Annotated in this window: 23 protein-coding genes and 1 tRNA gene; 8 read left to right on the top strand and 16 right to left on the bottom strand. The window is 64.1% G+C overall.

The window, feature by feature from the left end; translation table 11 throughout:
- Window positions 1-184: 184 nt before the first annotated feature.
- The 8 genes from L0963_RS13270 to ccmC are packed head-to-tail and all read right to left on the bottom strand — an operon-like array spanning window position 185 to window position 7,082.
- Window positions 185-2,146, bottom strand: coding sequence for a potassium transporter Kup (locus L0963_RS13270; RefSeq protein ID WP_234179946.1), 1,962 nt, complete (start codon window positions 2,144-2,146; stop codon window positions 185-187).
- Between the two features lie 43 nt (window positions 2,147-2,189).
- A complete protein-coding gene (locus L0963_RS13265) occupies window positions 2,190-2,840 on the bottom strand; it encodes a tetratricopeptide repeat protein (protein WP_062902717.1) in 651 nt (216 codons plus the stop codon).
- A complete protein-coding gene (locus L0963_RS13260; protein ID WP_062902718.1) occupies window positions 2,837-3,268 on the bottom strand; it encodes a cytochrome c-type biogenesis protein in 432 nt (143 codons plus the stop codon). Before L0963_RS13260 ends, L0963_RS13265 begins: the two co-directional genes overlap by 4 nt.
- Window positions 3,265-3,795 carry a DsbE family thiol:disulfide interchange protein gene (locus tag L0963_RS13255; RefSeq protein WP_186402274.1) on the bottom strand — a complete coding sequence of 177 codons (531 nt, stop codon included), beginning with the start codon at window positions 3,793-3,795 and terminating at the stop codon, window positions 3,265-3,267. The genes L0963_RS13260 and L0963_RS13255 overlap by 4 nt, the downstream gene beginning before the upstream one ends.
- Window positions 3,792-5,759 (bottom strand): heme lyase CcmF/NrfE family subunit, encoded by a 1,968-nt coding sequence (locus tag L0963_RS13250; RefSeq protein ID WP_234179945.1) that lies wholly within the window; start codon window positions 5,757-5,759, stop codon window positions 3,792-3,794. The genes L0963_RS13255 and L0963_RS13250 overlap by 4 nt, the downstream gene beginning before the upstream one ends.
- Window positions 5,756-6,193 (bottom strand): cytochrome c maturation protein CcmE, encoded by a 438-nt coding sequence (ccmE, locus tag L0963_RS13245; protein WP_062902721.1) that lies wholly within the window; start codon window positions 6,191-6,193, stop codon window positions 5,756-5,758. Before ccmE ends, L0963_RS13250 begins: the two co-directional genes overlap by 4 nt.
- Window positions 6,190-6,345: a hypothetical protein gene (locus L0963_RS13240; protein WP_186402276.1), complete on the bottom strand. Its 156-nt coding sequence runs from the start codon at window positions 6,343-6,345 to the stop codon at window positions 6,190-6,192. Before L0963_RS13240 ends, ccmE begins: the two co-directional genes overlap by 4 nt.
- On the bottom strand, window positions 6,342-7,082 hold the full coding sequence (gene ccmC / locus L0963_RS13235; protein WP_234179942.1) for a heme ABC transporter permease CcmC: 741 nt from the start codon (window positions 7,080-7,082) through the stop codon (window positions 6,342-6,344). The genes L0963_RS13240 and ccmC overlap by 4 nt, the downstream gene beginning before the upstream one ends.
- 261 nt (window positions 7,083-7,343) lie before the next feature.
- Here ccmC and L0963_RS13230 point away from each other — a divergent pair, with 261 nt between their 5' ends.
- On the top strand, window positions 7,344-9,896 hold the full coding sequence (locus L0963_RS13230; protein WP_186402278.1) for a TonB-dependent receptor plug domain-containing protein: 2,553 nt from the start codon (window positions 7,344-7,346) through the stop codon (window positions 9,894-9,896).
- A gap of 37 nt (window positions 9,897-9,933) precedes the next feature.
- On the opposite strand, the gene L0963_RS13225 is transcribed toward L0963_RS13230, so the two are convergent.
- The 3 genes from L0963_RS13225 to L0963_RS13215 all read right to left on the bottom strand — a co-directional run bounded on the left by L0963_RS13225 (window position 9,934) and on the right by L0963_RS13215 (window position 11,582).
- Window positions 9,934-10,287, bottom strand: a complete 354-nt coding sequence (locus tag L0963_RS13225; protein ID WP_234179940.1) for a YbaN family protein — start codon at window positions 10,285-10,287, stop codon at window positions 9,934-9,936.
- Window positions 10,288-10,345: 58 nt separating this feature from the next.
- Window positions 10,346-11,395, bottom strand: a complete 1,050-nt coding sequence (locus L0963_RS13220) for a Glu/Leu/Phe/Val family dehydrogenase (protein WP_234179938.1) — start codon at window positions 11,393-11,395, stop codon at window positions 10,346-10,348.
- Between the two features lie 110 nt (window positions 11,396-11,505).
- Window positions 11,506-11,582 (bottom strand) — tRNA-His (locus L0963_RS13215).
- 101 nt (window positions 11,583-11,683) lie between these two features.
- Here L0963_RS13215 and L0963_RS13210 point away from each other — a divergent pair.
- Complete coding sequence (locus L0963_RS13210; protein ID WP_234179937.1) at window positions 11,684-12,364, top strand: prolyl hydroxylase family protein; 681 nt, start codon at window positions 11,684-11,686, stop codon at window positions 12,362-12,364.
- A 46-nt stretch (window positions 12,365-12,410) separates the two neighbouring features.
- On the opposite strand, the gene L0963_RS13205 is transcribed toward L0963_RS13210, so the two are convergent.
- Complete coding sequence (locus tag L0963_RS13205; RefSeq protein ID WP_234179935.1) at window positions 12,411-13,151, bottom strand: SIMPL domain-containing protein; 741 nt, start codon at window positions 13,149-13,151, stop codon at window positions 12,411-12,413.
- 135 nt (window positions 13,152-13,286) lie between these two features.
- On the opposite strand from L0963_RS13205, the gene L0963_RS13200 reads away from it, so the two are divergent.
- On the top strand, window positions 13,287-15,068 hold the full coding sequence (locus tag L0963_RS13200; protein ID WP_234179933.1) for an ABC-F family ATP-binding cassette domain-containing protein: 1,782 nt from the start codon (window positions 13,287-13,289) through the stop codon (window positions 15,066-15,068).
- A gap of 83 nt (window positions 15,069-15,151) precedes the next feature.
- Here L0963_RS13200 and rpsU read toward each other — a convergent pair whose 3' ends face one another.
- Window positions 15,152-15,358, bottom strand: a complete 207-nt coding sequence (gene rpsU, locus L0963_RS13195; RefSeq protein WP_003047635.1) for a 30S ribosomal protein S21 — start codon at window positions 15,356-15,358, stop codon at window positions 15,152-15,154.
- Window positions 15,359-15,629: 271 nt separating this feature from the next.
- On the opposite strand from rpsU, the gene L0963_RS13190 reads away from it, so the two are divergent.
- The 4 genes from L0963_RS13190 to L0963_RS13175 all read left to right on the top strand — a co-directional run bounded on the left by L0963_RS13190 (window position 15,630) and on the right by L0963_RS13175 (window position 19,365).
- Window positions 15,630-16,394 carry a class II aldolase/adducin family protein gene (locus tag L0963_RS13190; RefSeq protein WP_062902728.1) on the top strand — a complete coding sequence of 255 codons (765 nt, stop codon included), beginning with the start codon at window positions 15,630-15,632 and terminating at the stop codon, window positions 16,392-16,394.
- Window positions 16,395-16,421: 27 nt separating this feature from the next.
- Window positions 16,422-16,967, top strand: coding sequence for a (2Fe-2S)-binding protein (locus tag L0963_RS13185; RefSeq protein ID WP_003047638.1), 546 nt, complete (start codon window positions 16,422-16,424; stop codon window positions 16,965-16,967).
- A 112-nt stretch (window positions 16,968-17,079) separates the two neighbouring features.
- Complete coding sequence (locus L0963_RS13180) at window positions 17,080-17,964, top strand: RcnB family protein (protein WP_234179931.1); 885 nt, start codon at window positions 17,080-17,082, stop codon at window positions 17,962-17,964.
- 123 nt (window positions 17,965-18,087) lie between these two features.
- Complete coding sequence (locus tag L0963_RS13175) at window positions 18,088-19,365, top strand: metal-dependent hydrolase family protein (protein WP_186402284.1); 1,278 nt, start codon at window positions 18,088-18,090, stop codon at window positions 19,363-19,365.
- Between the two features lie 10 nt (window positions 19,366-19,375).
- On the opposite strand, the gene L0963_RS13170 is transcribed toward L0963_RS13175, so the two are convergent.
- Entirely contained in the window at window positions 19,376-21,958 is a 2,583-nt protein-coding gene (locus L0963_RS13170; RefSeq protein ID WP_234179930.1) for an EAL domain-containing protein, read from the bottom strand.
- A gap of 211 nt (window positions 21,959-22,169) precedes the next feature.
- Between L0963_RS13170 and L0963_RS13165 the strand changes: the two genes are divergently transcribed.
- Window positions 22,170-23,201, top strand: a complete 1,032-nt coding sequence (locus L0963_RS13165) for a fatty acid desaturase family protein (RefSeq protein ID WP_234179928.1) — start codon at window positions 22,170-22,172, stop codon at window positions 23,199-23,201.
- Here L0963_RS13165 and L0963_RS13160 read toward each other — a convergent pair.
- Window positions 23,180-23,968 (bottom strand): HvfC/BufC family peptide modification chaperone, encoded by a 789-nt coding sequence (locus L0963_RS13160; protein ID WP_234179926.1) that lies wholly within the window; start codon window positions 23,966-23,968, stop codon window positions 23,180-23,182. The two genes, L0963_RS13165 and L0963_RS13160, sit on opposite strands and share 22 nt — an antisense overlap.
- A complete protein-coding gene (gene bufB, locus L0963_RS13155) occupies window positions 23,961-24,812 on the bottom strand; it encodes an MNIO family bufferin maturase (RefSeq protein WP_234179924.1) in 852 nt (283 codons plus the stop codon). The genes L0963_RS13160 and bufB overlap by 8 nt, the downstream gene beginning before the upstream one ends.
- Window positions 24,813-24,847: the final 35 nt, after the last annotated feature.

The raw sequence follows: 24,847 nt of genomic DNA, 5'->3' as shown, positions 1-24,847 counted from the left end.
ACTTCGGCGCCCCCCGGCAGGGTCGAAAAGTCATTTCCCGCAATCAGCGCGAAGGGCGCCGGCGCGGCGGGCCGTAACGAGGCGGAGCTAATCCCTGCTTGCATGTCGCGCGTCCCGATGGGTTCGCCCCAGCATCGCACGACGCGCGCCGATGTTCAGACGCCTGTCTGTTCAGAGCTGACGATCAGATGGCAACCTGGCTTCCCAGTTCGACCACGCGGTTGGTCGGCAGACGGAAATACTCCATCGCGCTTTCCGAATTGCGCAGCATCCATGCGAACAGCTTTTCGCGCCAGATCGGCATGCCGGGCTTCTTGGCGGCAATCAGCGTCTGACGCGACAGGAAGAAGCTCGTCTCGATCATCTTGAATTCGCCGCCGCACGCGGTCGTGCGTTTCAGCGCATCGGGCACGTCGACCGGCTGCATGAAACCATAGTGCAGGATCAGTCGGTGAAATCCCTGCCCCAGATCGTCAAGCTGGCAGAGTTTCGTTTCCGGCACGAACGGCACGTCGGCAATCTTGATGGTCAACAGGATGATGCGTTCGTGCAGCACCTTGTTGTGCTTCAGATTGTGAAGCAGAGCGTGCGGCACCCCATCGGAGGTCGACGTCATGAAGACAGCGGTGCCCGGAACGCGCGTTGCGCTGTTCGCCGCGGACTTCACGAACACCGGGATCGGCATCGCGCTTTCCGCCATTTCCTGCTGCATCAGCTTGCGGCCGCGGGACCAGGTCGTCAACATGGTGAAGATCGTCAGACCGATCACGAGCGGCACCCAGCCGCCATCGGGCACCTTGATCAGATTGGCGCCGAAATAGGCGACATCGACGATGAAGAATACCGCGAGCACGGGCAGCGCTTTCCACGCCGGCCAGCGCCACAGGCTGAACAGCACCACGCTCATCAGACAGGTGTCGATGAACATCGCGCCGGTCACGGCGATACCATAAGCCGCAGCCAGATTGCTCGACGAACCGAAGAACAGCACGAGCAGAATGACCATGACCATCAGGCCCCAATTGACGACGGGAATGTAAATCTGCCCCTGCGCCGACGCACTGGTATGTTCGACCCGCAGGCGCGGCACGAAACCGAGCTGGATGGCCTGCTGCGTCAACGAAAAGGCGCCCGAAATGACGGCCTGACTGGCAATGATCGTCGCCAGCAGCGCGAGCAGCACGACGGGGACGCGCCACGCGTCGGGCATCATCAGGAAGAAGGGATCCTGGATCAGTTGCGCCGTAGGTGCGACCTGTCCGGCAAGCACCATCGCGCCCTGCCCCATGTAATTGAGCATCAGCGCGGGTAGTACGAAACACAACCAGCTCAGCCCGATCGGCGCGCGGCCGAAATGGCCCATGTCGGCATAGAGCGCCTCCGCCCCCGTTACCGCGAGGACGACGGCCCCAAGCGCGATGAAGGCGGTGAAGCCGTCATAATAGAAAAAGCGCATCGCGTTGATGGGGTTCAGCGTGTGCATGACGATCGTCGGATGATCGACGATATGCATGACGCCCAACACCGCGAGCATCACGAAGTAGCCGAGCATGATCGGCCCGAAAAGCATCCCGACCTTCGCGGTTCCGCGCGACTGGATCGCAAAGAGGCCGATCAGGATCGCAAGCGCGATCGGAACGATATAGGGTTCGAAACCGCGGCTGACATATTGCAGCCCCTCGGTAGCCGACAACACCGACATCGCCGGAGTGATCATGCTGTCGCCGTAAAAGAGCGCGGTGGCAAAAACGCCGAGCAAAACGATCGGCCAGGTCCAGCGAGCACCGCCCGACGAGCGACTTATCAGCGCGAGCAGCGCCAGACTGCCCCCCTCGCCCTTGTTGTCGGCTTTCATGATCGTCATCACATATTTGAAAGTGACGACCAGCATCATCGACCAGAAGACGAGACTGAGCACGCCATAGATGTGCAGCTGGTCGGCTTCGATCGAATGATGGCCGGCGAAGGTTTCGCGGAAAGCGTAGAGCGGGCTGGTGCCGATATCGCCGAAAACGACGCCGACGGCGCCGACCGCCAGCTTCAGCGTGCCGTCACCGTGATGGCCGTGACCCGTTTGGCCCGCTTCGATTCCGGTGGGCGCGGCGCTTTCGGCGCTTGCCTGACCCTGTTGCGACTCGACAGTCATTGGCGCGCCTTAGACCAGCGGGAGAGACAGGAATAGCATTGAATCAAGGCCCGGTCGGCGCATCGGGGGACAGGTCCGGCCCCATCGCCTGTCGCAATTGGGCCAGCCGCATCTCGAGGTCCGCGCGCCACGGCGCATCGGGCGGGGTGCGCGCCAGAAGCTGGCTCCATACCGCGTCCGCACCCTTCAGATCGCCGCTCTGCGCCATCGCAAGGCCTGCAAAGAAAGGCGGCGCGGGATGGTTCGGGTCGCGCTTTGCGGCCTCATCGAACGCGAGCGCGGCGGCGGGCGACATCACGCCTCCGCCATGCGCAACAAGCGCATTGCCCAAGCCGACCCAAAGATCGACATTGTCGGGATAACGCTCCAGCCCCTTTTCAAGCGTTTGCGCAGCCAGCGCCGTCTTGCCGGTTCGCGCAAAGCCGTCCGACATCGCGATCCATTGTGCGGCCGGTCCAAAACGGTCGGCCATACCCTGCTGACGATCGGTGATCGCCTCGCCGAACCCTTCAAGCTGTTCGGGCGCCACGATCGGCTTGCCGGGCAAGGATGGGCTACCCTGCAGAGCATAACCGGCGACGCCCACCATGACCGCAGCGACAGCAAGCGGCCGAGCCGCCGCCGGCAGCTTGCCGAACAAGAAGATGGCGCCCAGCGTGACCAAGCCGACAAGCAATATCCACATCCAGATCATGGAGCGTTCTCCGCATCGCCTGCGTCGCGGCGGAAACGCCCGAAGGCCAGCCATCCTCCGAGCAACAGGAAAGCGAGCGGCCCGAGCCACAACAGGGCGGTGGCCGCATCGAACGGCGGATCGTAACTGACCCAATTGCCATAGCGCGCCACCAGCCATTGGCGGATCGCATCGGGGCTTTCTCCCGCGGCAATCTTGGTGCGCACCTCATGCCGCATGTCGCCGGCGAGCGGCGCATCGCTGTCGGCGATCGACTGCCCCTGGCAGACGAGGCAGCGCAACGTTTCCATAAGTGCCTTGGCTTTTTCTTCCTGCGCGGGATCGGGAAGCTGCTGATAGGCATAGGGCGCCGGCGGCAGGCGATCCTGCGCGGCCGCAGGCGCAGCGGCCAGAACAAGCGAGGCGAGCAGGATGGTCCAGCCCCTCACTTCATCTTCTCCAGCTTGGCGACGATTTCCGGCACCTGTTCCTGAAGGATTACGCCCTGTATCTGTTCGCGGATGATCCCCTTGCCGTCGATCAGGAAGGTTTCGGGGACGCCCGACGAGCCGAGCGCGATCTGGACGCTGCTTTGCACATCCGACCCGATGCGGTCGAAGGGATTGCCATTTTCCCGCAGGAATTGCGCCACATCGTCGGGCCGGTCGCGGATCGCGATGCCGTCGATCGGAACGCCCGCGGCCTTCAGCGCCTCAAGCTGCGGCGCCTCGGCACGGCACGGGATGCACCAGCTGGCAAAGACGTTGACGAGGCGCGGCCGCCCGTCGGCGAGGTCGCTGCTTTTCAGGCCCTCGACGCCGGCGGTTGCGGGCGGCAGGTCGAACAACGGCATCGGCTTGTTGATCCACTGCGACTGGATCAGCGTTTCGGGCGGAGTCGTCAGGCGATAGATGAAGGCCCCAAACAGCAGCGCGGTAATCGCCAAAGGCACAAACAGGATCCAGCGGGTCTTCATGGGTAGCGCCCCTCGGCCTTGCGCGCGCGGTGACTGCGCCACAGGGCCAGCAATTGCGCACGGCCGAGCAGCGACAGCGCCGCGCCGATCGCGATCAATGCCCCACCCAGCCAGATCCACCAGACGAGCGGCTTCCACCACAGGCGAAGCTGGTAGCGGTCGGCGTGGCCATCGGCGCCCGTGACCGGCTGGCCGAGCACGGCATAAAGCTGTCCGCCCGGCCGCGTCAGCAATGCGGCCTCATTGGTTTCGGTTGGCGCGCCGCCCATCAGGCCCGGAAAAGTTCGCGCCTCGGGCCGCAGGGTGAAGCTGTGTCCGGAGGGCGATGTCGCGATCAGCGTTCCTTCGACCGCGGTGTAATTGGGGCCAGCGATCGGGCGGACGCCGACGAACTTCACCGTGAAATCATCGACGGTGACCGTCTCGCCCGGCGCCGCAGCCACCAGCCGTTCCTTGATGAAAGCGCTTTCGGCGGCCATCCCGGCAAGCGCGACCGCGACGCCGAAGTGCGCGATCACCATGCCCCATGTCGGCAGCGGCGTCCGGCGCAGATTGCGGCCCCACAATGGCGCCAGGCTGGCAACCGCGACGATCCCGGCGACCGTCATGCCAAGCAGCGGCAGCACGCCGACCTTGCCGCCGAACAGGATCAGGCCGAACAGCACCGCCGACCCGGCAAGAATCGCGGCAGGAAGTCGCGACCACAGCTTGCGCCCGTCGTCCTTGCGCCAGGCGAGTAGCGGACCGGCCACCATGACCAGACACAGGATCAGCGCGAGCGGGCCCGCAACCTTGTTATAATAGGGCGGTCCGACCGAAATCTTTTCGCCCATGGCCTCAGCCACGATCGGATAGAGCGTACCGAGCAGCACGAGCGCAAGGATCGTCGTGAGCAGCAGATTGTTGATGACGAGCGACCCCTCGCGACTGAGCAGCGCGAATTTCTTGCCTTCGGCGACGCTGCTGGCGCGCAACGCGAACAGCGTCAATGCGCCGCCGATGTAGATCGCCATCAGCGCGAGCAGGAAGGTTCCGCGTTCGGGGTCGACGGCAAAGCTGTGCACGCTGGTCAGCAGGCCCGACCGCACGATGAACGTGCCGACCATTGACATGGAGAAAGCGACAACCGCGAGCATCACCGTCCATGCGCGCAACGCGTTGCGCGTCGCGGTCACGCTCACCGAGTGGAGCAGCGCCGCGCCTGCAAGCCACGGGATGAGCGACACATTTTCAACCGGGTCCCAGAACCACCAGCCGCCCCAGCCCAGCTCGTAATAGGCCCAATAGCTGCCGGCGGTAATTCCCAGAGTCAGGAAAATCCAGCTTCCCAAGACCCACGGCCGCATGGCGCGCGCGAAGGCCGGGCCGATCTCGCGCGTGATCAGCGCGCCGACCGCAAAGCTGAAGGCGACCGACAAACCGACGTAGCCGACGTAAAGCGTCGGCGGGTGAAAGGCGAGCCCGGGATCCTGCAACAGCGGGTTCAGCCCCTGCCCGTCGGGCGGCGCGATCGGCAGCCGCTTGAAGGGGTTCGATGAAAAGAGCAGAAACGCAAAAAAGCCGAGGCTCAGCGCCGCCTGCGCAGCAAGCGTTGCGACCAGCGTATCCTCGCGCAGCCGCTTTTCGAAGATCGCAACGAGCGCGCCCGACAGGCCGAGGATCGTGAGCCACAGAAGCATCGATCCTTCATGATTGCCCCAGGCGCCCGCGACCTTGAACAGCATCGGCTTCAAACTGTGGCTGTTGCGCGCCACCAGTTCGACCGACATGTCGGACCGCACGAAAAGCGCGATCAGCATCGCGAAAGCCGCCGCGGTCAAAACGCCCTGCGCGACGCTCGCCGGCCGGACGAGGGCTGCAAGATCGCCTTTGCCGCTCCGCAGATAGAGGCTGCCCGCGACGAGCGACAGGCAGGCGAGCGCCGCAGCCATCCACAACAGCGCGAGACCCAGTTCGGCGATCATGCTTTCGGCGCTGCTTTCATAGCCTTGGGCATATCGCCCATTTGCGGCGGCATATAGCGTTCGTCATGCTTGGCCAGGATACGGTCGGCCACAAAGGTGCCATCGGCCCGCATCCGGCCGTCGGCGACCATTCCGGCATTTTCGGCAAACAGATCGGGCACGATGCCCTTATATTCGACGGGGATCGATGCCTTTCCGTCGGTGGCGACGAAGCGGATCGTCACGCCGTCGGGCTGATGCCTGATGCTGCCGGCCGCCACCATTCCGCCCAGCCGCATTGCTTCGCCCACTTCGGCTTTGCCCGCTTGAATTTCGGCAGGCGTGCGGAAATAGGCCGCCTCGTCGCGCAGCGCGCTCGCCGCGAGAACCCCCGCGCCGCCGACGCCGCACAGCGCCACCGCCGCCAGGATCAGTCGTTGATGTTTCGCCTTCATGTCCGGTCCCTGCGCAGCGCAGCGCTGCGCTTTTCAGCCTTCGTCATCGTCCGCCAGCTATGCCAGACCACCGCTCCGGTCAGGAGCGCGGTCAGCATATAGGCAGCCGCGACATAGGCCCATTGACCGTTTCCGGTTATGACGCCGGTCAAAATTCGGTCCCCTCATCGTCCGCCAACCGGCGCAGGCGCGCCGCGACGCGATTGTCGGCAATGATTCGCCGCATGCGCATCAATACGATCGCCCCGAATAGCAGCGAAAATCCGGCCAAGGTCAAGCCCAGCGGCCACAACAGGCTGCCGTCGATGCTCGATCCGCGCATGGTGATGCTCGGCCCTTGATGCAGGCTGTTCCACCACACGACGCTGCGATTGATGATCGGGATGTTGATCGCGCCGACCAGCGCATAAATCGCCGCAACGCGCGAAAGCGTTCCGCCCTGCCGCTCGCTTTCGTCGCCCGTCGTCAACGCGACGAAACCGGCATAGAGAAAGAGCAGCACGAGCATCGACGTCATGCGGCCGTCCCATTCCCACCAGGTCCCCCAGGTCGGCTTTCCCCAGATCGATCCGGTCGCGAGACACAGTGCGGTGAACAGCATGCCAGGAACCGCGATCGCGCGCGCCGCAATCCCTGCCAGCGGGTGCCGCCACACGAGCTGCACCAATCCTGCAAGAGCGAGCGACGTCCAGCCCCCCATGCCGAGCCAGGCGGCGGGAACATGAACATAGAGAATGCGCGCCGTCTCGCCCTGCTTCGCTTCGCCCGGCACCATCGTCAGTCCGGCCCATGCCCCGGCGAGCAAGAACGCCAGTCCCAGCCACAGCAGCCACGGCGTCAGCGGACGCGCAATGGCCAGAAAACGGGTCGGATTCGCATAGGCGTGCATCGCGCGCCGAGCCTTAGGCGAGCGCACGGCCGCGGTCTAGACAATTGACGCCATCGGCGTCACGCACGAATGATATCGATAGCAATGGTGGGAAGACATAAAATTACTTAGCATGCGGCGATTGTGTGGCTCAATTGCCACATATGTCACCAAAACGAAATAATAGCGCCCCGCTCGGCCGCGTGAGGGGTGGAAGCGTCGGCATTTCTCATCAAACCTGTGCAGGTCGTTTCTAGGGGCAATCAACAGGGAAAGATGACCATGAAAAACACGACCCAATTATCGAGCCTCGCGCTCGCCACCGCTCTTGTCGCAAGCGGTTGGACTGCGCCGGCTTTCGCACAGGAAGGCGCCAACGACGCGGATGCGAACGAAACGATCATCGTAACCGGCACCCGCCGGACCGACCGGACGATCGCCGACAGCACCGTGCCGATCGACGTGATCTCGAGTGAATCGCTGCAGAATAGCGGGACGACCGAAACGAACCGGCTACTCAACCAGCTCGTTCCTTCGTTCAATTTCCCTCAGCCGTCGCTGACCGACGGCACGGACTCGCTGCGTCCGGCCACGCTGCGCGGCCTCGCGCCCGACCAGGTGCTCGTGCTCGTGAACGGCAAGCGCCGCCATCTTTCGTCGCTGCTCAACCTGAATGGCTCGATCGGACGCGGCTCGGCGGGCGTCGACATGAACACGATTCCGCCGCTGGCAATCGAGCGTATCGAGGTGCTGCGCGACGGCGCGTCCTCGCAATATGGCTCGGACGCGATTGCTGGCGTTATCAACATCCAGCTTAAGAAAAGCGTCGGGGGCCGTGCGCAGATCAGCTTCGGCAAATATATCACGACGATGGAGGATGTCGCGCAGGTCGCCAGCGTCGCACCGACGACGGGCGCGTCCGACGATCCGGCAATCACCTACACGGGCGAGGATCGCAAGCGCCGCGACGGCGACACCTGGACCATCGGGACTAATATAGGCCTGCCGATCGGCGATGCGGGCTATTTCAACTTCACGGCCGAATATAAGGACCGTTCGCCAACCAACCGCTCGGGCCCCGATTTGCGGCGCAACTATGCCGCTGCGGGGGATCCGCGCGAGGTGACCTTCAACCGCTACGAACACCGCTTCGGCGATGGCGAATCGAAGGACATGAACTTCTTCTTCAACGCCGGGATGGATGTTGGCGAAAGCTTTGAGCTCTACAGCTTCGGTAGTTACGGCATCCGTGACGCCAATGGCGCGGGCTTCTATCGCCGCTCGCTCGACTCGCGCAACGCCGACTGGGACAATGGCGGCCAGCCAATCTATCCCGACGGCTTCCTGCCGCTGATTACCAGCACCATTCAGGATATCGCCATCGCCGGCGGGCTGCGCGGCGAAACCGCAGGCTGGAACCTCGACCTGTCGGTCAACTATGGATCGAACCGGCTCGACTATGGCGTCGAGAACAGCGTGAACACCTCGCTCGGCAGCCTGCACAGCCCGCGCAAGTTCGACGCAGGCGGTCTCCGCTCGGGGCAAACCTCGGTCAACCTCGACGCAAGCCGTGACCTGAACCTCGGTATCGGCAGCACCACGCTCGCGCTCGGAGCGGAATGGCGGAACGAGAATTACCGCATCGTTCCGGGGCAGCTCGAAAGCTATATCGCCGGTCCTTACACCTTCTCCAACGGCGCGGCGCCGGGTTCGCAGGTGTTCCCCGGCTTTTCGCCGACCACCGCGATCGACAAGTCGCGCGACAGCTTTGCCGGCTATCTCGAACTCGATGCCGATATCAGCGATATGTTCAACGTCCAGGCCGCCGGCCGCTACGAACATTTCTCGGACTTCGGCGACACGGTGAACGGGAAGCTTGCGGCGCGGTTCGAGCCCATCGACGGTCTCGCTTTCCGCGGGTCGGTTTCGACCGGTTTCCGCGCACCGGGGATGGCCCAGCAGTTCTTCTCGACCACCTCGACGAACAATGTGAACGGGACGCTGATCGAGATAGGCACCTTCCCGGTTGCATCGCCGATTGCCGTCGCACTCGGGGCGCAGCCGCTGAAGCCGGAAAAATCGGTCAACTTCGGCGGCGGCTTCGCCTTCAACATGGTTCGCGGACTCAGCCTGACAGTCGATTATTACCGCATCAAGATCAACGATCGCATCACGCTCACCGAAAACCTGCAGGGCGCAGACGTCGTCGCGATCCTTCAGGCAGCCAATGTGCAGGGCACATCGGCACGCTTCTTCATCAACGGGATCGACACCCGCACGCAGGGTGTCGATATCGTCGGAAGCTATCGCCTGCCCGATTTCGGGATCGGCAAGGTTACGCTCACTGCCGGCTATAATCTCAACGATACCAAGATCACTGATCGCCGTACGTTCAGCGGCTTTACGGCGCAGCGGCTGTTCGCTCGCCCCGAAAGCTTCCGCCTGACCGACGGCCAGCCCTCGAACAAGCTGAACGTCGGGGTCGATTGGGAGGCGGGTCCCGCCGGCATGACGCTCCGTGCCAATCGCTATGGCAAGGTCTTTCTGCCCGGCCCCAGCCTCGACATCACCATCCCGAAGGGTGCCGCTCCTGGCGATATCACCCTGACCCCGAAATGGGTTGTCGATCTGGAGTTCCGCTTCCGCCCGATCCAGCCGGTGCAGATCGCCGTCGGTGCCAATAATCTGCTCGACGAATATCCGGACCGCCTGCCGTTCGGGGTTGTCGATGGCTATAACTATGGCCTGAACAACAGCTTCCTGCCCTATTCGTCGCAGTCGCCGTTCGGCTTCAGCGGTCGCTTCGTCTATGGGCGTGTGTCGGTCGACTTCTAAGCTCGGACGACATTGCTGAAAGGGACAAGGCCGGGGGCTATGCCTCCGGCCTTGTCCATATCCAGCTTCCCGTTACGACGGCCGCGATGATCGGCGCCATCATCCACGGCCAGGGCGCAAAGAGCAGCGCCAGCGCAATGCTGAAAACAAAGGCGGCACTTGCAGCAAGCTTGCCGCGGCGACTGATCGCCCCCTCCTCGCGCCAAGCAACAATGTGGTTTCCAAAGGTCGGATGCGTGAGCAGCCAGGCCTCGAGGCGCGGCGACGAGCGCGCGAAGCAGAAGGCGGCTAGGATCACGAAGGGCACGGTCGGCAACAGCGGCAGGAACGCACCGAGCGCGCCGAGCCCCAATGAGGCCCATCCCGAAACCAGATAGAAATGCCGCTTCATGGGAGCGGCTTAGCGCGTTTTCGCGCGCGCGCCATCCCATGTTGCAACCGGCCGCTGGTCAGCGCCGCCCGATCAGCTTTTGCGCCATATGATCCGCTACCGTCGCTGCCGGCGTGCCGCTTGCCTTGCTCTCGGCCCAGATCTCGGCGAGGCGACCCGGAATCAGGTGGATGCGGCTTTCGACCTCCTCCTGACTGCCCTGCCCCAGATATTCGAGCGCCACGTTGATGATGCCGCCGGCGTTGATCACATAATCGGGCGCGTAGACGATGCCGCGATCGTGGATGCGCTGCCCGTCGGCGGCGGTTGCGAGCTGGTTGTTCGCGCCGCCCGCGACGATCGGCACGCGCAACTTTTCGATGCTGCGTTCGGTCAGGATCGCCCCCAGCGCATTGGGGCTGAGCACATCGGCTTCGATTTCCATGATAGCCGCCGAGTCGGCGAGATCGGCACCCAATTCCTCTGCCAGTGCTTTTGCGCGCGCCAGATTGACGTCGGCAAGGGTCAGCTTCGCGCCTTCGGCCGCAAGCCGCCGCGCAACGCCGCCGCCGACGCTGCCGACGCCCTGGATCGCGATCCGCACGCCCGCGGCGCTGTCGGTACCCAGCCCTTCGCGGATTGCCGCCTTGATACCCAGATAAACGCCAAGCGCGGTATAGGGACCGGGGTCGCCCCCGGCCTCGCCGCTCGCGACCGGAAGGCCGCTGACATGTTTGGTCTTCTTCGCGATCTGGACCATGTCGGCGTCGGTGATGCCGACATCTTCCGCGGTCACATAGGCGCCGCCCAGCGATTCGACCGCCCGACCGAAGGCCGCAAGCAGTTCGGGGGTCTTGGTGCCAGCTTCGTCGGCCAGGATTACGCCCTTGCCGCCGCCCATCGGCAGCCCCGCCATCGCATTCTTATAGCTCATGCCGCGCGAGAGGCGTAGCGCATCGACGATCGCGGCCGACCGCTGCGGATAATGCCAGAAGCGCACCCCGCCCGCACCGGGGCCGAGGTGGGTCGAATGCACGGCGATGACCGCCGTCAGTCCGCTGTCGCGATCGCGGAACATGTGAACATGTTCATGATCGTCGAAATCGGCGAAATCCCAGACTGCGGACATGGCGTCACCCTCGCGTTAAAAAATTACGTAGGGGCGTAATAATGAAATAGCCGGCGCGAGTCACCCCCAAAGGGATCGCCACGGTTCCGATCAACGAAAAGCTTTGAAAATGGGGCGATCGACGGGACTTGAACCCGCGACCCCCGGTACCACAAACCGGTGCTCTAACCAACTGAGCTACGATCGCCATATGCCGGGCGAGACCGCCTGCGACAGCGCGCGGCGATAGGCGTGACCACCCCTTTCGTCAAGCATTGTTCGCATGGTCAACGCCGCCTAAAAGAGGCCATGTCCGGAAACGAGCATGTCGATATGGCGCTGTCGGGCGCCGACCGTACCGCCGAGCGGCTGGCGCTGCTTCCCGGCATCCGGCGCGCACCGACGCCCAAGCTGCAGCAATTCATGCTGGTGGGTTTTCTCGATCCCGCAACATGCGCCGGGCTGATGGCGCAGATCAACCGCGACGTGCGCCCTTCGACGATCGCCGATCCCAATGGTGACGAAGCTTTCCGGACCAGCACGACCTGCGACCTCGATCACCGCGATCCGCTGGTGCGGGCGGTCAACGCGCGGCTGCATGATATCACCGGAATACCGCTGGATCATGGCGAGCCGCTACAGGGGCAGCGCTATGATGTGGGGCAGGAGTTCAAGGCGCATACCGACTATTTCGACCCGCACGGCGCCGACTGGGAGACCTATTGCGCGATTCCCGGACAGCGAACCTGGACGTTGATGGTCTATCTCAACCAGCCCCAGGCGGGCGGCGCGACGCGCTTTCTCGCCACGGGCAAGATGCACCAGCCTGAAACGGGCAAACTCGTCGCGTGGAACAATGTCCGCGCGGACGGAAAGCCGAACCCCGAGACGCTCCATCACGGAATGAAGGTGCGCAAGGGCCGCAAATATATCATCACCAAATGGTTCCGCGAACGCACCTGGCCATGGGCCGAGGGCGAGCTAGGCTGATCCGGCCGACCGTGCCTCGGCGTCTGCCGAGACACGGCCCAGACCTTTAGCGTACCAGCCGATACTGGAAACTCAAAGTCAACGTGTTGCCGACCTGACCCGGCTCGACCGGCGTCGATTTGGCCTCTGCGGCCATCATCTGCACGCGCGGCATGGGGACCGGCCCGCCGACAGCACCGCCTTCGCTGATCGAAACCAGCTCGGCGGCGCGATAGCCGGCCAGCTTGGCATAGTCCGCCGCCTTCGCTTCGGCAGCCTTGATCGCCGCGCCGCGAACGCCGACAAGCTGCGCATCGGGATCTTTCATCGCGAACCAGGGGCCATCGATATTGGTCCCGCCCGCCGCGACGAGCGCATCGAGCAGCGGCCCGATATCGTCGATCTTCGGCGTCGTCGCGCGCACGCTGTTGCTGACCTGATAGCCCAGGAAGCGCGGCGGCTGACCGTCGCTACGATTATTATAGTCATATTGCGGCGACAAGCTGATGCCGCTTGTCTGAATATCCTCGGCCTTGATCCCGCGCGCCTTGGCAGCGGCGATCAGCTTGTCCATCGCGGCGGCGTTCAGCCGCATTGCTTCGACTGCGGTCGGCGCGGTCGTCGTCACGCCGGCGCCCACCGTCGCCTGATCGGGCCGCGAACGGACCTCCTCGCTCACGCTGAAGCTCAGGATCGGGCCTTCCGTCGTTGCTGTCGTCACCGTCGAACCTCTCTGCTGTGCAATGGCCGGCGTCGCAGCCAGCAGCGCGATGCCGGTCGCCATGGCGGTGAACATATGCTTGGTCATATCAAACTCCTGTAGGCCGGACCCCCGGCCGATCGTGGATACCCACCCCATACGCAGGACGGAGTGGGCCCGTTCCCGCCTTTGGGCGCTCGGCGCTTGCATGACGCTGAACGCCTATGTAGCGAGCCGTTCATCATGGCAGCTCCCATTCTCTCTTACGAAGGCCTGGCCCTGGTGCAGGGCACCGGCTGGCTGTTTCAGGATCTCGACATCTACGTCGGCGCGCGCGATCGGCTTGCACTGATCGGCCGCAATGGTGCGGGCAAGACGACGCTGCTCAAGTTGCTCGCCGGACGTATCGAGCCCGACAAGGGCAAGCGGACGATTGTCCCCGGCACCCACGTCGTGCTGCTGGAGCAGGAGCCCGATTTCACGGGCTATGCGACGCTGATGGACTATGCGATCGGCGGCGCGAACCCGCCCGCCGAACATGAGGTGGCGGCGATCGCCGACCAGCTTGGCATCGACATGGCGCGCGAAGCGGCAAGCGCCTCGGGGGGCGAGCGTCGCCGCGCCGCCATCGCGCGCGCGCTGGCGCAGAACCCCGACGTGTTGCTGCTCGACGAGCCGACCAACCACCTCGACCTAGCGGCGATCGACTGGCTCGAAGGCTGGCTGTCACGCTTCTCCGGCGCCTTCGTCGCCATCAGCCACGACCGCACCTTTCTGACGCGCCTGACGCGCCAGACCCTTTGGCTCGACCGCGGCGGCATCCGGCGCAAGGAAATCGGCTTCGGCGGCTTCGATGCGTGGATGGAGGCCATCTATGCCGAAGAAACGCGCGCCGCGGAAAAGCTCGATGCGAAGCTGAAGCTGGAGGCACACTGGCTCCAGCGCGGCGTGACCGCGCGCCGCCGCCGCAACCAGGGCCGGCTCGAAAAGCTGATCGAGATGCGGGCCACGCGCGCGGCGATGATCGGCGGCCCCGGCGTCGCCAAGCTCGGCCTCGCCAACGACGACGTCCGCTCGAAGTCGGTGATCGTCGCCGACCATATCAGCAAGCGCTTCGGCGATCGCACGATCATCAAGGACTTCGACTTTCGCGTCCAGCGCGGCGACCGCATCGGGATCGTCGGCGCCAATGGCGCGGGCAAATCGACGCTGCTCAAGCTGCTCACTGGCGAAATCGAACCCGACAAGGGCAAGGTCACCCTCGCCCCGACGCTCGATGGCATCGTCATCGATCAGCAGCGCAGCCTGCTGTCGCCCGAAAAGACCGTGCGCGACATCCTCGCGGACGGCGGCGACTGGGTCGAGGTGCGCGGCGTGAAGAAGCATGTCCAGGGTTACCTCAAGGACTTCCTCTTCGATCCTTCGGTTGCCGAGGCCAGTGTCGCCGCGCTTTCGGGCGGCGAACGCTCGCGGCTTCTGCTCGCGCGCGAATTCGCGCGCGAATCGAACCTGCTCGTCCTCGACGAACCGACCAACGATCTGGACCTCGAAACGCTCGACCTCTTGCAGGAGGTCATCGCCGACTATGCGGGAACCGTGCTGTTGGTCAGCCACGATCGCGACTTCCTCGACCGCACCGTGACGGTCACCCTCGGCCTCGACGGATCCGGCAAGGTCGATATCGTCGCGGGCGGCTATGCCGACTGGGAAGCCAAGCGCAGCAAGCCCTCGTCGGCGAAAGCCAAGGGGGCCGGCGCCGATACCGCGCCGCCCCCACCGCCCCAGGCACGCCGAAAACTCTCCTACAAGGACCAGCGCGACTATGACCTGCTTCCGGGCCGTATCGAGGAGATTGAGAAGGAGATGGCCGGCATCGAAACCGAATTGTCCGACGGCAGCCTGTTCACGCGCGACAATGCGCGTTTCAGCGCCCTGACGGCAAAGCTCGACGCGTTGCGCGCGGAAAAAGCCGCAGCCGAGGATCGCTGGCTGGCGCTGGCCGAAGAAGTCGACGCGCTGGGATAAGTCCTGCACCACAGGCAAAGAAAAAGGGCACCGCGTTGCCGCGGCGCCCTTCTACGAAACAGGATTTCGTATCGAAGACGGTCTTACTTGATACCGTCGCGTTCCATCCGCTTGCGCTCCATCTTGCGGGCGCGGCGGACGGCGGCGGCGCGTTCGCGCGCACGCTTTTCGCTCGGCTTTTCGTAGTGACGGCGCAGCTTCATTTCGCGATACACGCCTTCCCGCTGCAGCTTCTTCTTGAGCGCGCGGAGGGCCTGGTCGACATTATTGTCGCGAACGATGATCTGCATACGCCGTGTCGTCTCCTGTTCGTCAGACGGCCGAGGCTTCCGGCGGAAATCCGGGTTGCCATAGGTCGCCGATATTCGGGCAATAAAAAGAGCGTCGCAAAGGCGCGACGTTCCGTTGGGGCGGCCACTAGAGAGATTCGCGCCAAAATGCAAGCCCCCACGCGGCAAATCGTCGCTCTTCCGCGCGCGGATGCCCGCCGCCGCCATTGCGCGCGCCCGCTCGCCTGTGGCATAGGTAGCAAGACGAAACCGACAGGAAGAGGATCGCCCGATGGCAACCCAGCTCAAGCGCAACAGCAAATATAGCGAAGCCGAATGGACGGCGCGGCTCGAACTCGCCGCCTGCTACCGAATTTTCGCGATGATGGGCTGGGACGAAATGATCTTCAACCACATCACGGTGAAGGTGCCGGACGAGGACGGCAGCTACCTCATCAACCCCTATGGCATGCACTTCAGCGAAGTGACTGCGTCGAGCCTGATCAAGATCGACATCGACGGCAACAAGGTCGACGTGGATAATCCGTGGCACGTCAACAAGGCGGGCTTCGTCCAGCACAGCCTGTTCCACCGCGTGCTGCCCGACGCCCATGCGATCATCCACACCCACACGACCGCGACAACGGCGGTCTGTTCGCTCGAGGGTGGGCTCCAGCCTGTGAACTTCTATGCCTGCAATTTCATGGGCCAGCTTGGCTATCATGATTTCGAGGGTGTGACGGTGCGCGAGGAAGAGGGCGAACGCCTCGTCGAAAATCTGGGCGACAAGCGCATCCTGATGCTGAAGAATCACGGTCCCGTCGTGATGGGCAAGACGCTGACCGACGCCTTCATCAAATATTGGGCGCTCCAGCGCGCCTGCGAAATCCAGCTCGCAACGATGAGCATGGGCAAGCCGATCACCGTCCCCGAAGACGTGATCAAGGTCCATCAGCGCGACCTATACATGGCCGCAATTCCCGGCCAGTCGGGCAAGGCCGAATTCGACGCGATGGTGCGCAAGGTCGACAAGATCGACACGAGCTGGCGTGACTAATCACCGCGTTCGGCTAAGACGGGCGGCATGACAAAATTCTCGGTCAACGACCGCCCGGTCGAATATCGCATGGATCCCGAAACGCCCCTGCTCTGGGCGCTGCGCGATGCGTCGAACCTGACCGGGACCAAATATGGCTGCGGCACCGGCGACTGCGGCGCCTGCACCGTCGATATCGACGGTGAGGCCATCCGCAGTTGCCTTGTGACCATTGCCGAATGCGAAGGCCGTTTCGTCACCACGATCGAGGGATTGTCACGCGACCGCAGTCACCCGGTCCAGCAAAGCTGGGTCGCCGAACAGGTGCCGCAGTGCGGCTTTTGCCAGTCTGGGATGATCATGACGGCCGCCGCGTTGCTGCGCAAGAACAGCAACCCCAGCGACGCCGAAATCGACGCCGCGATGACGGGCATTTGCCGCTGCGGCAGCTACCCCCGCATGCGCGAAGCGATCCGCCGCGCCGGCCGGGTGATCCGGGGTGAGGAGCGCATCGCCGCCGCACCGCCGCCGGGCATCCGGCCCGACGACGCTGCTCGCGCCGTCCCGGCGCTGCGCCCGGCGGAGGGAAACTGAACGACAGGCAACAGTCCGGTTCAGCGCTCACTCATCTGATCGGCGGTAATTTCCGATTCATCATCCCGATCGGCCGGGTGCCGCATGGGACATGGATCTGGAGTGTGCCGAAATGAAGAAGACATTCGGAGGATTGCTGATCGCAGCGACGATCCTCACCCCCATCGCGCCCGCCGCCGCTCAGGCGAATGGCGAGCGCATTCAGATTGCCCAGCGCGGCGATCGCGGCGACCAGCGCGGCGATCGCGGTGACCACCGCGGCTCGCGTGGGACCGATGGCCGCCGTGGCGACTGGAACGGCGGCAATCGCGGCCAGAACCGGACCGCCCAGCCCGCACCGCAACCGCAGGCCCAGCCGCAGCAGCGCAATTACCGCACTGACCGGCGCGCGCCGCAGGGGCAGCAGTGGCAGGGACAGCGCAACGATACGCAGCGCCAGCAGCAATGGCAGGGTCAGCGCGGCGAAAGTCAGCGCCAGCAATGGCAAGGCCAGCGCGGCAACACGAGCGACCGCAGCCGAGATCGCAGCGGCCAGCCCGACCGCCGTTTCTATCGTCAGGACAATGACCGGAACGACCGGCGTTACGACCGCAACGATAATCGGCGCTATGACCGGAACGACAACCGCCGGTACGATAACAACCGGCGCTATGATAACGACCGTCGTTACGACAATCGGCGCGGCAGCAACTGGAACCGAGACTGGCGCAGCGACCGTCGCTACGACTGGCGCGGGTATCGCGACCGCAACCGGAGCTATTACCGGATGCCGCGCTATTACAACCCGTACCGGGGCCGCAATTACACGCGCTTCAGCATCGGTTTTTCGCTGGGTTCGCTCTTCTACAGCCAGCGCTACTGGATCAACGATCCCGGCTATTATCGCCTGCCGCCCGCTTACGGTCCCTATCGCTGGGTGCGCTATTATGACGATGCGCTGCTCGTGAACACCTACACGGGCCAGGTGGTCGATGTGATCTACGACTTCTTCTGGTAATATTCCTTTCGGTTATCAGAAGCCAAACTGAAGGGCCGGTTCGTCCGGCCCTTCTTTTATGCACCCTCCCCTTGCCCTCGCGCTCCGGCCGCGCCACGGTAGGCGAAAGACAGGGGAGATATCATGCTGAAGAAAAGCCTGCTCGCCGCCGCAGCGGTTGCCGCCATGCTGGGCGGCGTTGCCGCCGAAGCCAAGACGACGCTCATCTATGCCGCGCGCGTCATCACCGATCCCGACAAGCCCGCGCTTGGCCCGTCGACCGTGACCGTCACCGATGGCCGGATCATGACGATCGAGCCGGGCCGCGCCGCCACTCCGGCAGGTGCCGAATTCATCGATCTCGGCGACAAGACGCTGCTTCCCGGCCTGATCGACCTCCACGTTCATCTGACCGGCGATCCGGGCGGTGATTTCCGCAACGAAGCGGTCGATCCCGACGAATGGGGCGTTGTCGTCGGCGTCAAAAATGCCGCGATCACCCTGCGCGCCGGCTTCACCACGGTGCGTGAGGCGGGGTCGGGGCAATATACCGCCTTCTCGCTGCGCCGCGGTACCGCCGAAGGGTTGATCGAAGGACCGCGGATCATAGCCGCCGGTGTGCCCTTGTCGATCATCGGCGGCCATGGCGACGTCACGGGCTTCCGCGAAGATGTCCACGCCATACTCGATCAGGGCTATACCTGCACGGGCGCCGTGGAATGCGCCGAAAAGGTGCGCAAGGCATCGCGCGCCGGCGCCGATGTCATCAAGATCACCGCGACCGGTGGCGTCCTGTCGCAGCAGGGCCGCGGCCTCGGTGCGCATTTCTCGAATGCTGAACTCGTCAGCATCGCCGATACCGCCCATTCGCTGGGCCTCAAGGTCATGGCGCACGCGCATGGCGAGCGGGGGATCGAGGCCGCCGCCGCCGCCGGGATCGACAGCATCGAACATGGCACCTTCGCCGATGATGCGGCGCTCAAGGTCATGAAGGCCAAGGGCACCTATCTCGTCCCGACCCTCATGGCGTTCGAGGGCGTGCGCGAACGGCTCGGCAAGGGCATCTACACCCCCACTGTCGAGGAAAAGGTCCGCATGACGCTCGGCCGCGTGGGTCAGGCCGTGACGCGGGCAAAGGCGCTGGGCGTGCCGATCGCGTTCGGCACCGACGCCGGTGTGTTCGAACATGGCCGCAACGCTGGCGAGTTCGCGCTGCTCGTCAAGGCGGGGCTGACCCCGCGAGAGGCGTTGGCGAGCGCGACGACCACCGCCGCCCGGTTGCTGTCGATGGAAAACGAGATCGGCCGCATCGCACCGGGCATGTCTGCCGACATGATCGCGGTCGATGGCGATCCGCTCGGCGATGTGACGACCCTCGAACATGTGCGCTGGGTCATGGCGCGCGGGCGTATCGCCGACTGACGACAGGAGATCAGGCGGCGCGGTCGATCCGCCCGCCTGTCCGGCGTTCCTTCGCCCCGGCGCCGCCGACCAGCGCGCCGATGTCGACCATTTGTGCAAAACGGACGCCGACGCGGTTCCCGTCGGACCAGCGCGCTTCGGCGTCCATCACCACATCAGCGCCGAATTCGATCAGCAGCGACGTTCCTGCGGGGACATTCCACAAACCTTCGATCAGCGCGCCGCGCGACGACAGATTGCGCACAATCGCTTCATAGCGATAGCCGCCGCTCGCGATCTGGATCGTCCGGAAGGTCCGCATCCGCGCTTCGCGCGCGCTCTTGTAACCCTGCGCGACAGCCTTGCCATTGCCGTCGGCAAGCAAAGCCAGCACTTCCTCGACGGTCATCGGCTTGCCGTAGATATAGCCTTGGACATGGCTGCAGCCGAGGCCGCGGATCAGCGCCAGATCGTCGTGCGTTTCAACCCCCTCGGCGGTGGTTTCCATCTTGAGCGCCGTCGCCAATCCGACAATCGACGAAATGATCGCGGCATTCATGCTGCTGGGATCGGCCGCGCCGAGCACGAAGCTCTGGTCGATCTTGATCTTGTCGAACGGCGCCTTCTTCAGATAGCCGAGCGCCGAGTAGCCGGTGCCGAAATCGTCGAGGGCTAGCCGTACCCCGGTGCGCTTCAACCGTTGGAACATCTCCAGATTTTCGGGACTTTCGTCGAGAAAGACACCTTCGGTAATTTCCAGCTCGAGCTGATCGGGACGAATACCCGCGGCCGCGACCGCGCTGAGGATCGTCGCGGGCAGTTTTTCATTGGCAAACTGTCGCGGCGACACATTGACGGCAACGCGATACTCCTGCCCCAATCGCGCAATCGTGGCGCAGGCGGTGCGGATGATCCATTCGCCGATCGGGACAATCAGGTTCGATTCTTCGGCGATCGGAATGAACTTAGAGGGGCTGATGACCGCATCGCCGCCCTGTTGCCAGCGGATCAGCGCCTCGAAGCCGCTGATGCGTTCGCTGCAGACATTGACGATCGGCTGGTACAGCAGCTTCAGTTCGTCCTTCGCCAGCGCATCGCGCAGCGCATCTTCGATCGCCTTGCGCTCGCTTGCCTGATTATGCATCGCGTCGGCATAGAAGCGATAAACCCCGCGCCCGGCGTCCTTCGCCGCATAGAGCGCAAGATCGGCGTTGCGCACCAGCGCCGACGAGCCGATCCCGTCGCTTTCCGAAATGGCGATGCCGATCGACGATCCGATGCGGATGCGCTCGCCCTCGATCAGAAAGGGCTTGGCAAGGCTCAGGATGATCGCATTGGCGATCCCCGCGAGCTTTTCGACCTGGGTGATCTGGGGCAGCACGATCTGGAACTCGTCGCCGCCCAGTCGTCCCACCTGCCCTTTGTCGCCGACGACCTGCGTCAGTCGCGCCGCGACCTGTTGCAGCAATTGGTCGCCGACCGGATGCCCCATCGTGTCGTTGACCGCCTTGAACCGGTCGAGGTCCATCAGCAGAAGCGCGCAGGGCTGCGCCTGCCCGAGATGATTCTTGAGCGCGCGCTCGAGCAGATCGGTGATGTGCAGCCGGTTCGCGAGGCCGGTCAGCGTATCGTACCGCGCGAGCTGATTGATCTGCTGTTCGGACTTGCGCTTTTCGGTGAGGTCGGTGCCGCTGCCGCGAAAGCCCTGGAAATTGCCGAGCGCGTTCGAAATCGGATGGCCTGAAATCGACCACCAGCGCTCCTCGCCCGCGACCGCTGCCTGGACCGTCAGGTCGTTGAACGGCGTCCGCGACGACAGGCTGAAGCCCAGCGTGCGCTCCTCGCTCTCGTCGGCGCCGCCGCGCTTGCGGATCATGTCGGTAAACGGGCGCCCGAGCAGATCTTCGGCCGGCCGATCGAGCTTCGCCGCGACGGTCGGCGAAATATAAACGAGGTCGCCGTTGCGGTCGGTTTCCCAGAACCAGCCGCGTCCGGCACGCTCGAAGTCGCGCATCAGCCCAAGCGCCCGCTGCTGCTCGCTTCCCGACTGGCGTCGCACGCGCGTCGCGCGCCGCTGATGCCGGACATCCTCGCGCATCATCACGACCAGCATTCCCAGGAAGATGATACCCGCAATCCCGAACGGCCAGGACGCGATACCGACCGCGCCGCCGATCGCGGTGCCGCCGGCAAAGGCAAAGAAGGCCGGACGCACAATCGCCGCCGCGGCCGCGGCTACGAGGACGGTACCAAGCCGGATTGCCGAAAAGGCATCGAGGTGGGACAGCGCGTCAGGCGTCGCGAGTGCTGCGAAGGTGCCGATGGAAACGAAGAATGTTCCTGCGCCGACCAGCGCAAGCGAGGCGGCGGCAAGCGTCGGCAGCCATTCGGTCCGGTGCGCCCAGCGCAAGCGCGAGCATTGGCCGATCACGGTAAGCGCGACATCGCACAGCAGTCCAGCCACCAATGTGGCCCATTGCAGCGGATGCGATAGGAAGCCCGACAGGCCGGGGACGAAAGCGAAAGCGAAGAAGGCCACGGTCCGGCCGATCAGCACATAGTGCCACAGCTGCGCGACGCGCATCATGCGCCCCACGAATTCGGGGGTCTGCAACAGCGATTCGTTGTCGGATGACCCGCCGCTTGCGCCCCGGCTGATGCTGTGCCTAACCCCCAATGTGTTTGCCAATCCCGCTATCTGGTTCCGCCAGCCGCTCTGTCGCCGACGGGGTTTCCAAATCCTTACCGCGGGTGGATCGTTAACCCCATTGCTGTGCCAAAATGGAAGGGGTTGGGTTTCGCTTCGCAACGGGCTACACCGGGACATGCCCGCCGTCCGCCTCTTGCCGCCCGATCGCTTTTTCGACCGCCAGCAGTGGGCGGCGATCACCAAGCCCTCCGCCTGGTACGGTATCTGGCTCGTCGCGCACGGCTGGATCGTCAGCGTCGCTGCCATCGGCTTGGCGGCGTGGAGCGGCAATCCGCTGGCCTGGCTGCTCGCCATCATCATTGTCGGCGGACGCCAGCTCGGCTTTGCGATCCTGATGCACGACGCCGCGCACGGCGCGCTGCACCCCGATCGCAAGATCAACAATTTTCTGGGACAGTGGCTCACCGGAGCGGCGGTGGGGTCCGATCTGATCGCCTATCGCACCTATCATCTCCAGCACCACAAATATACGCAGCAGGCCGAAGACCCCGACCTTGCGCTGTCCAAGCCATTCCCGACCACCCGCGCCAGCCTGATGCGCAAGATCAACCGCGACCTGACCGGACAGACATTTTTCAAACAGCGCGTCGCCCAGTTCCGCTTCGCGCTCGTCGGATTGAAGGCGATGCTTCGCGGCGAAAGGGCGGAGAAAAGAGGCGCGAGCACCAAGGCGGGCACGCCGTTCAACAAGCAATCCGACGACGGCGTAACATCGCCCATGATCGATCTTGCCGGCGCGATGACGGTCACACGGTCCGTCGGCCGCTTTCTACTCGTTCAGGCCATACTGCTCGCGGCGTCGCTGCTGCTCTACGGCTGGACGCCCTATCTGCTCTGGCTTGCCGGACTGGCGACGACCTTTCAGCTCTATCTGCGCATCCGTAACATCGCCGAACATGCCTGCACCGCGACGGGAAGCGACGATCCCTTCAGCCACGCGCGCACGACGCACGCCGGCTGGCTCGCGCGCGCGACGGTTGCGCCCTATTGGGTGAATTATCATGCCGAGCATCACCTCTTCATGGGCGTGCCCTGCTATCGCCTTCCGCAAGTCCATGCCGCGCTCGGCCGCGCCGGCAAGCATGATGCGATGACGATCGCGCCGAATTACGCTGCGGTACTGCGTCAAGTTGCCCCTGCGGCCTGATCGGCCAGTATCAGCACGCCGTCGGCAAGCCACCGGGCGAGCAGCGCGGCCAGAGTTTCCATCGCGGTCGCCTCCCCAACTTCGTCCACTAAATGCGCGCTGATATCCGCGAAACTGGCGCCGCGCCCGATCCGCACCAGCGCAGCCGCCTCAACCCCGGCAAGGCTGCGAAACTGCGGCTGCAGCCCGCTGCGCCACACCAGCACATCGACAGGCGGGTCAAGGACCGCGAGCGCCGGAGGGGCTTCGCCGGCGCCGAGGGCGCTCCACAGGGCGGCGCTGTTATGGTGCATGGTGAGCAGCCGCGCCGAGGGATGCAGCGCTAGGCCGGCCCCGATCCATCCGTCGCCGAGCACGCCGATCGCGCCGGCATCGAGCGGCGATGCGTCGGGCGCGTCGAAGGCGTGGCGCAGGGCCCAGTCCAGCCGGGCAAGTTCGGCCAATTCGCCGTCTTCCGGAAAATGATGCGCGATAAAGCCGGGCAGCGCGGCGCCGTAATAGCGCAGATTTCGGGTCGTCGACGGGTGCGCCTTTACATAGGCATCGGCGATATGGCCAAATTGCGCATCGCCCAGATAGGCATGCAGCCGCTCGAAATGATCGGCGAGGACGCCGGTCAGGCTCACGCGGTAATTGTTGCGATAAATGCCGATCCGGCGGGCCGCGCCGACGCGCGCGTCATCGACAATCAGGGCTTCGGCATCCGCATCCTCGCCCATGATCGCGGCGAGAAAGCGTTGCTGGATGGCGTACAGTGCGTCAGCCACCGACCGGCTCCAGCGCCGCCTGCGCCAGCTTGCGGGCCCGTTCGAGTTCGGACAACAGCGCCGCCAGCGGCGGAATGTCGTCATCGCGTTCGATCATCGTCGCGACGGGGCCGACCATCGCAATGGCGCGGGCATAGAGATCCCATACCGCATCGCATACCGCTGCATCGTGCGTGTCGATGACATAATCGCCCATGTCGCTGTGGCCCGCGAGATGGATTTGCTGGATACGCCCGGCGGGCAAGCCGCTCAGATAGTCCAGCGGACCGAAGCCATGGTTACGCGCGCTGACGTAGATGTTGTTGACGTCGAGCAGCAGCAGGCAGTCGGCGCGTTCCGCCATTTCAGCCAGAAAATCCCATTCGCTGCGATCGGAGGCGCGAAAGCTGACATAGCTCGACGGATTTTCGATCAGGATCCGCCGCCCCAGATAATCCTGCACGCGGCCGATATTGTCGACGACGCACTGCAATGTCGGTGCATCATAGGGCAGCGGAAGCAGATCATGGCTGTTATGCGCGTTGATCCCGGTCCAGCACAGATGATCCGAAATCCAAAGCGGATCGACCCGATCGGCGAGCGCCTTCAGCGCTGACAGATAGATGTGGTCGAGCGGCTCGTCGGACCCGATCGACAGCGACACACCGTGCATGACGATCGGATAATCGGCGCGAATCCGGTCGAGCGTCGCCATCGGGCGTCCGCCCGGCACCATATAATTTTCCGATATGATCTCCAGCCACTCGACCGGTTGGCGCCGCGCCAGGAAATCGGGATAGTGGGCGGGGCGCAGTCCCAGACCAAAGCCGGGCGAAGGGATCGCGATCTGCTGATCTTGAGACATGACCGGGCTCGATTATTCCCTCCCGCACGGAGCCG

It is taken from the genome of Sphingopyxis sp. NFH-91 (genome assembly GCF_021401285.1).
In the GTDB taxonomy this organism is placed as follows: domain Bacteria; phylum Pseudomonadota; class Alphaproteobacteria; order Sphingomonadales; family Sphingomonadaceae; genus Sphingopyxis; species Sphingopyxis terrae_A.
The sequence above is the reverse complement of the archived record's forward strand: the minus strand, read 5'-3'. Positions and strand labels throughout refer to the sequence as shown.

Coding starts and splice junctions, on each gene's coding strand:
- L0963_RS13165 (WP_234179928.1), top strand. CDS start 22,170: ATGCCCGCCGTCCGCCTCTTGCCGCCCGATCGCTTTTTCGACCGCCAG.
- L0963_RS13200 (WP_234179933.1), top strand. CDS start 13,287: ATGGCAGCTCCCATTCTCTCTTACGAAGGCCTGGCCCTGGTGCAGGGC.
- L0963_RS13220 (WP_234179938.1), bottom strand. CDS start 11,395: ATGTCCGCAGTCTGGGATTTCGCCGATTTCGACGATCATGAACATGTT.
- L0963_RS13205 (WP_234179935.1), bottom strand. CDS start 13,151: ATGACCAAGCATATGTTCACCGCCATGGCGACCGGCATCGCGCTGCTG.
- L0963_RS13270 (WP_234179946.1), bottom strand. CDS start 2,146: ATGACTGTCGAGTCGCAACAGGGTCAGGCAAGCGCCGAAAGCGCCGCG.
- L0963_RS13175 (WP_186402284.1), top strand. CDS start 18,088: ATGCTGAAGAAAAGCCTGCTCGCCGCCGCAGCGGTTGCCGCCATGCTG.
- L0963_RS13265 (WP_062902717.1), bottom strand. CDS start 2,840: ATGATCTGGATGTGGATATTGCTTGTCGGCTTGGTCACGCTGGGCGCC.
- bufB (WP_234179924.1), bottom strand. CDS start 24,812: ATGTCTCAAGATCAGCAGATCGCGATCCCTTCGCCCGGCTTTGGTCTG.
- L0963_RS13190 (WP_062902728.1), top strand. CDS start 15,630: ATGGCAACCCAGCTCAAGCGCAACAGCAAATATAGCGAAGCCGAATGG.
- L0963_RS13255 (WP_186402274.1), bottom strand. CDS start 3,795: ATGAAGACCCGCTGGATCCTGTTTGTGCCTTTGGCGATTACCGCGCTG.
- ccmE (WP_062902721.1), bottom strand. CDS start 6,193: ATGAAGGCGAAACATCAACGACTGATCCTGGCGGCGGTGGCGCTGTGC.
- ccmC (WP_234179942.1), bottom strand. CDS start 7,082: ATGCACGCCTATGCGAATCCGACCCGTTTTCTGGCCATTGCGCGTCCG.
- L0963_RS13210 (WP_234179937.1), top strand. CDS start 11,684: ATGTCCGGAAACGAGCATGTCGATATGGCGCTGTCGGGCGCCGACCGT.
- L0963_RS13250 (WP_234179945.1), bottom strand. CDS start 5,759: ATGATCGCCGAACTGGGTCTCGCGCTGTTGTGGATGGCTGCGGCGCTC.
- L0963_RS13230 (WP_186402278.1), top strand. CDS start 7,344: ATGAAAAACACGACCCAATTATCGAGCCTCGCGCTCGCCACCGCTCTT.
- L0963_RS13180 (WP_234179931.1), top strand. CDS start 17,080: ATGAAGAAGACATTCGGAGGATTGCTGATCGCAGCGACGATCCTCACC.
- L0963_RS13185 (WP_003047638.1), top strand. CDS start 16,422: ATGACAAAATTCTCGGTCAACGACCGCCCGGTCGAATATCGCATGGAT.
- rpsU (WP_003047635.1), bottom strand. CDS start 15,358: ATGCAGATCATCGTTCGCGACAATAATGTCGACCAGGCCCTCCGCGCG.
- L0963_RS13225 (WP_234179940.1), bottom strand. CDS start 10,287: ATGAAGCGGCATTTCTATCTGGTTTCGGGATGGGCCTCATTGGGGCTC.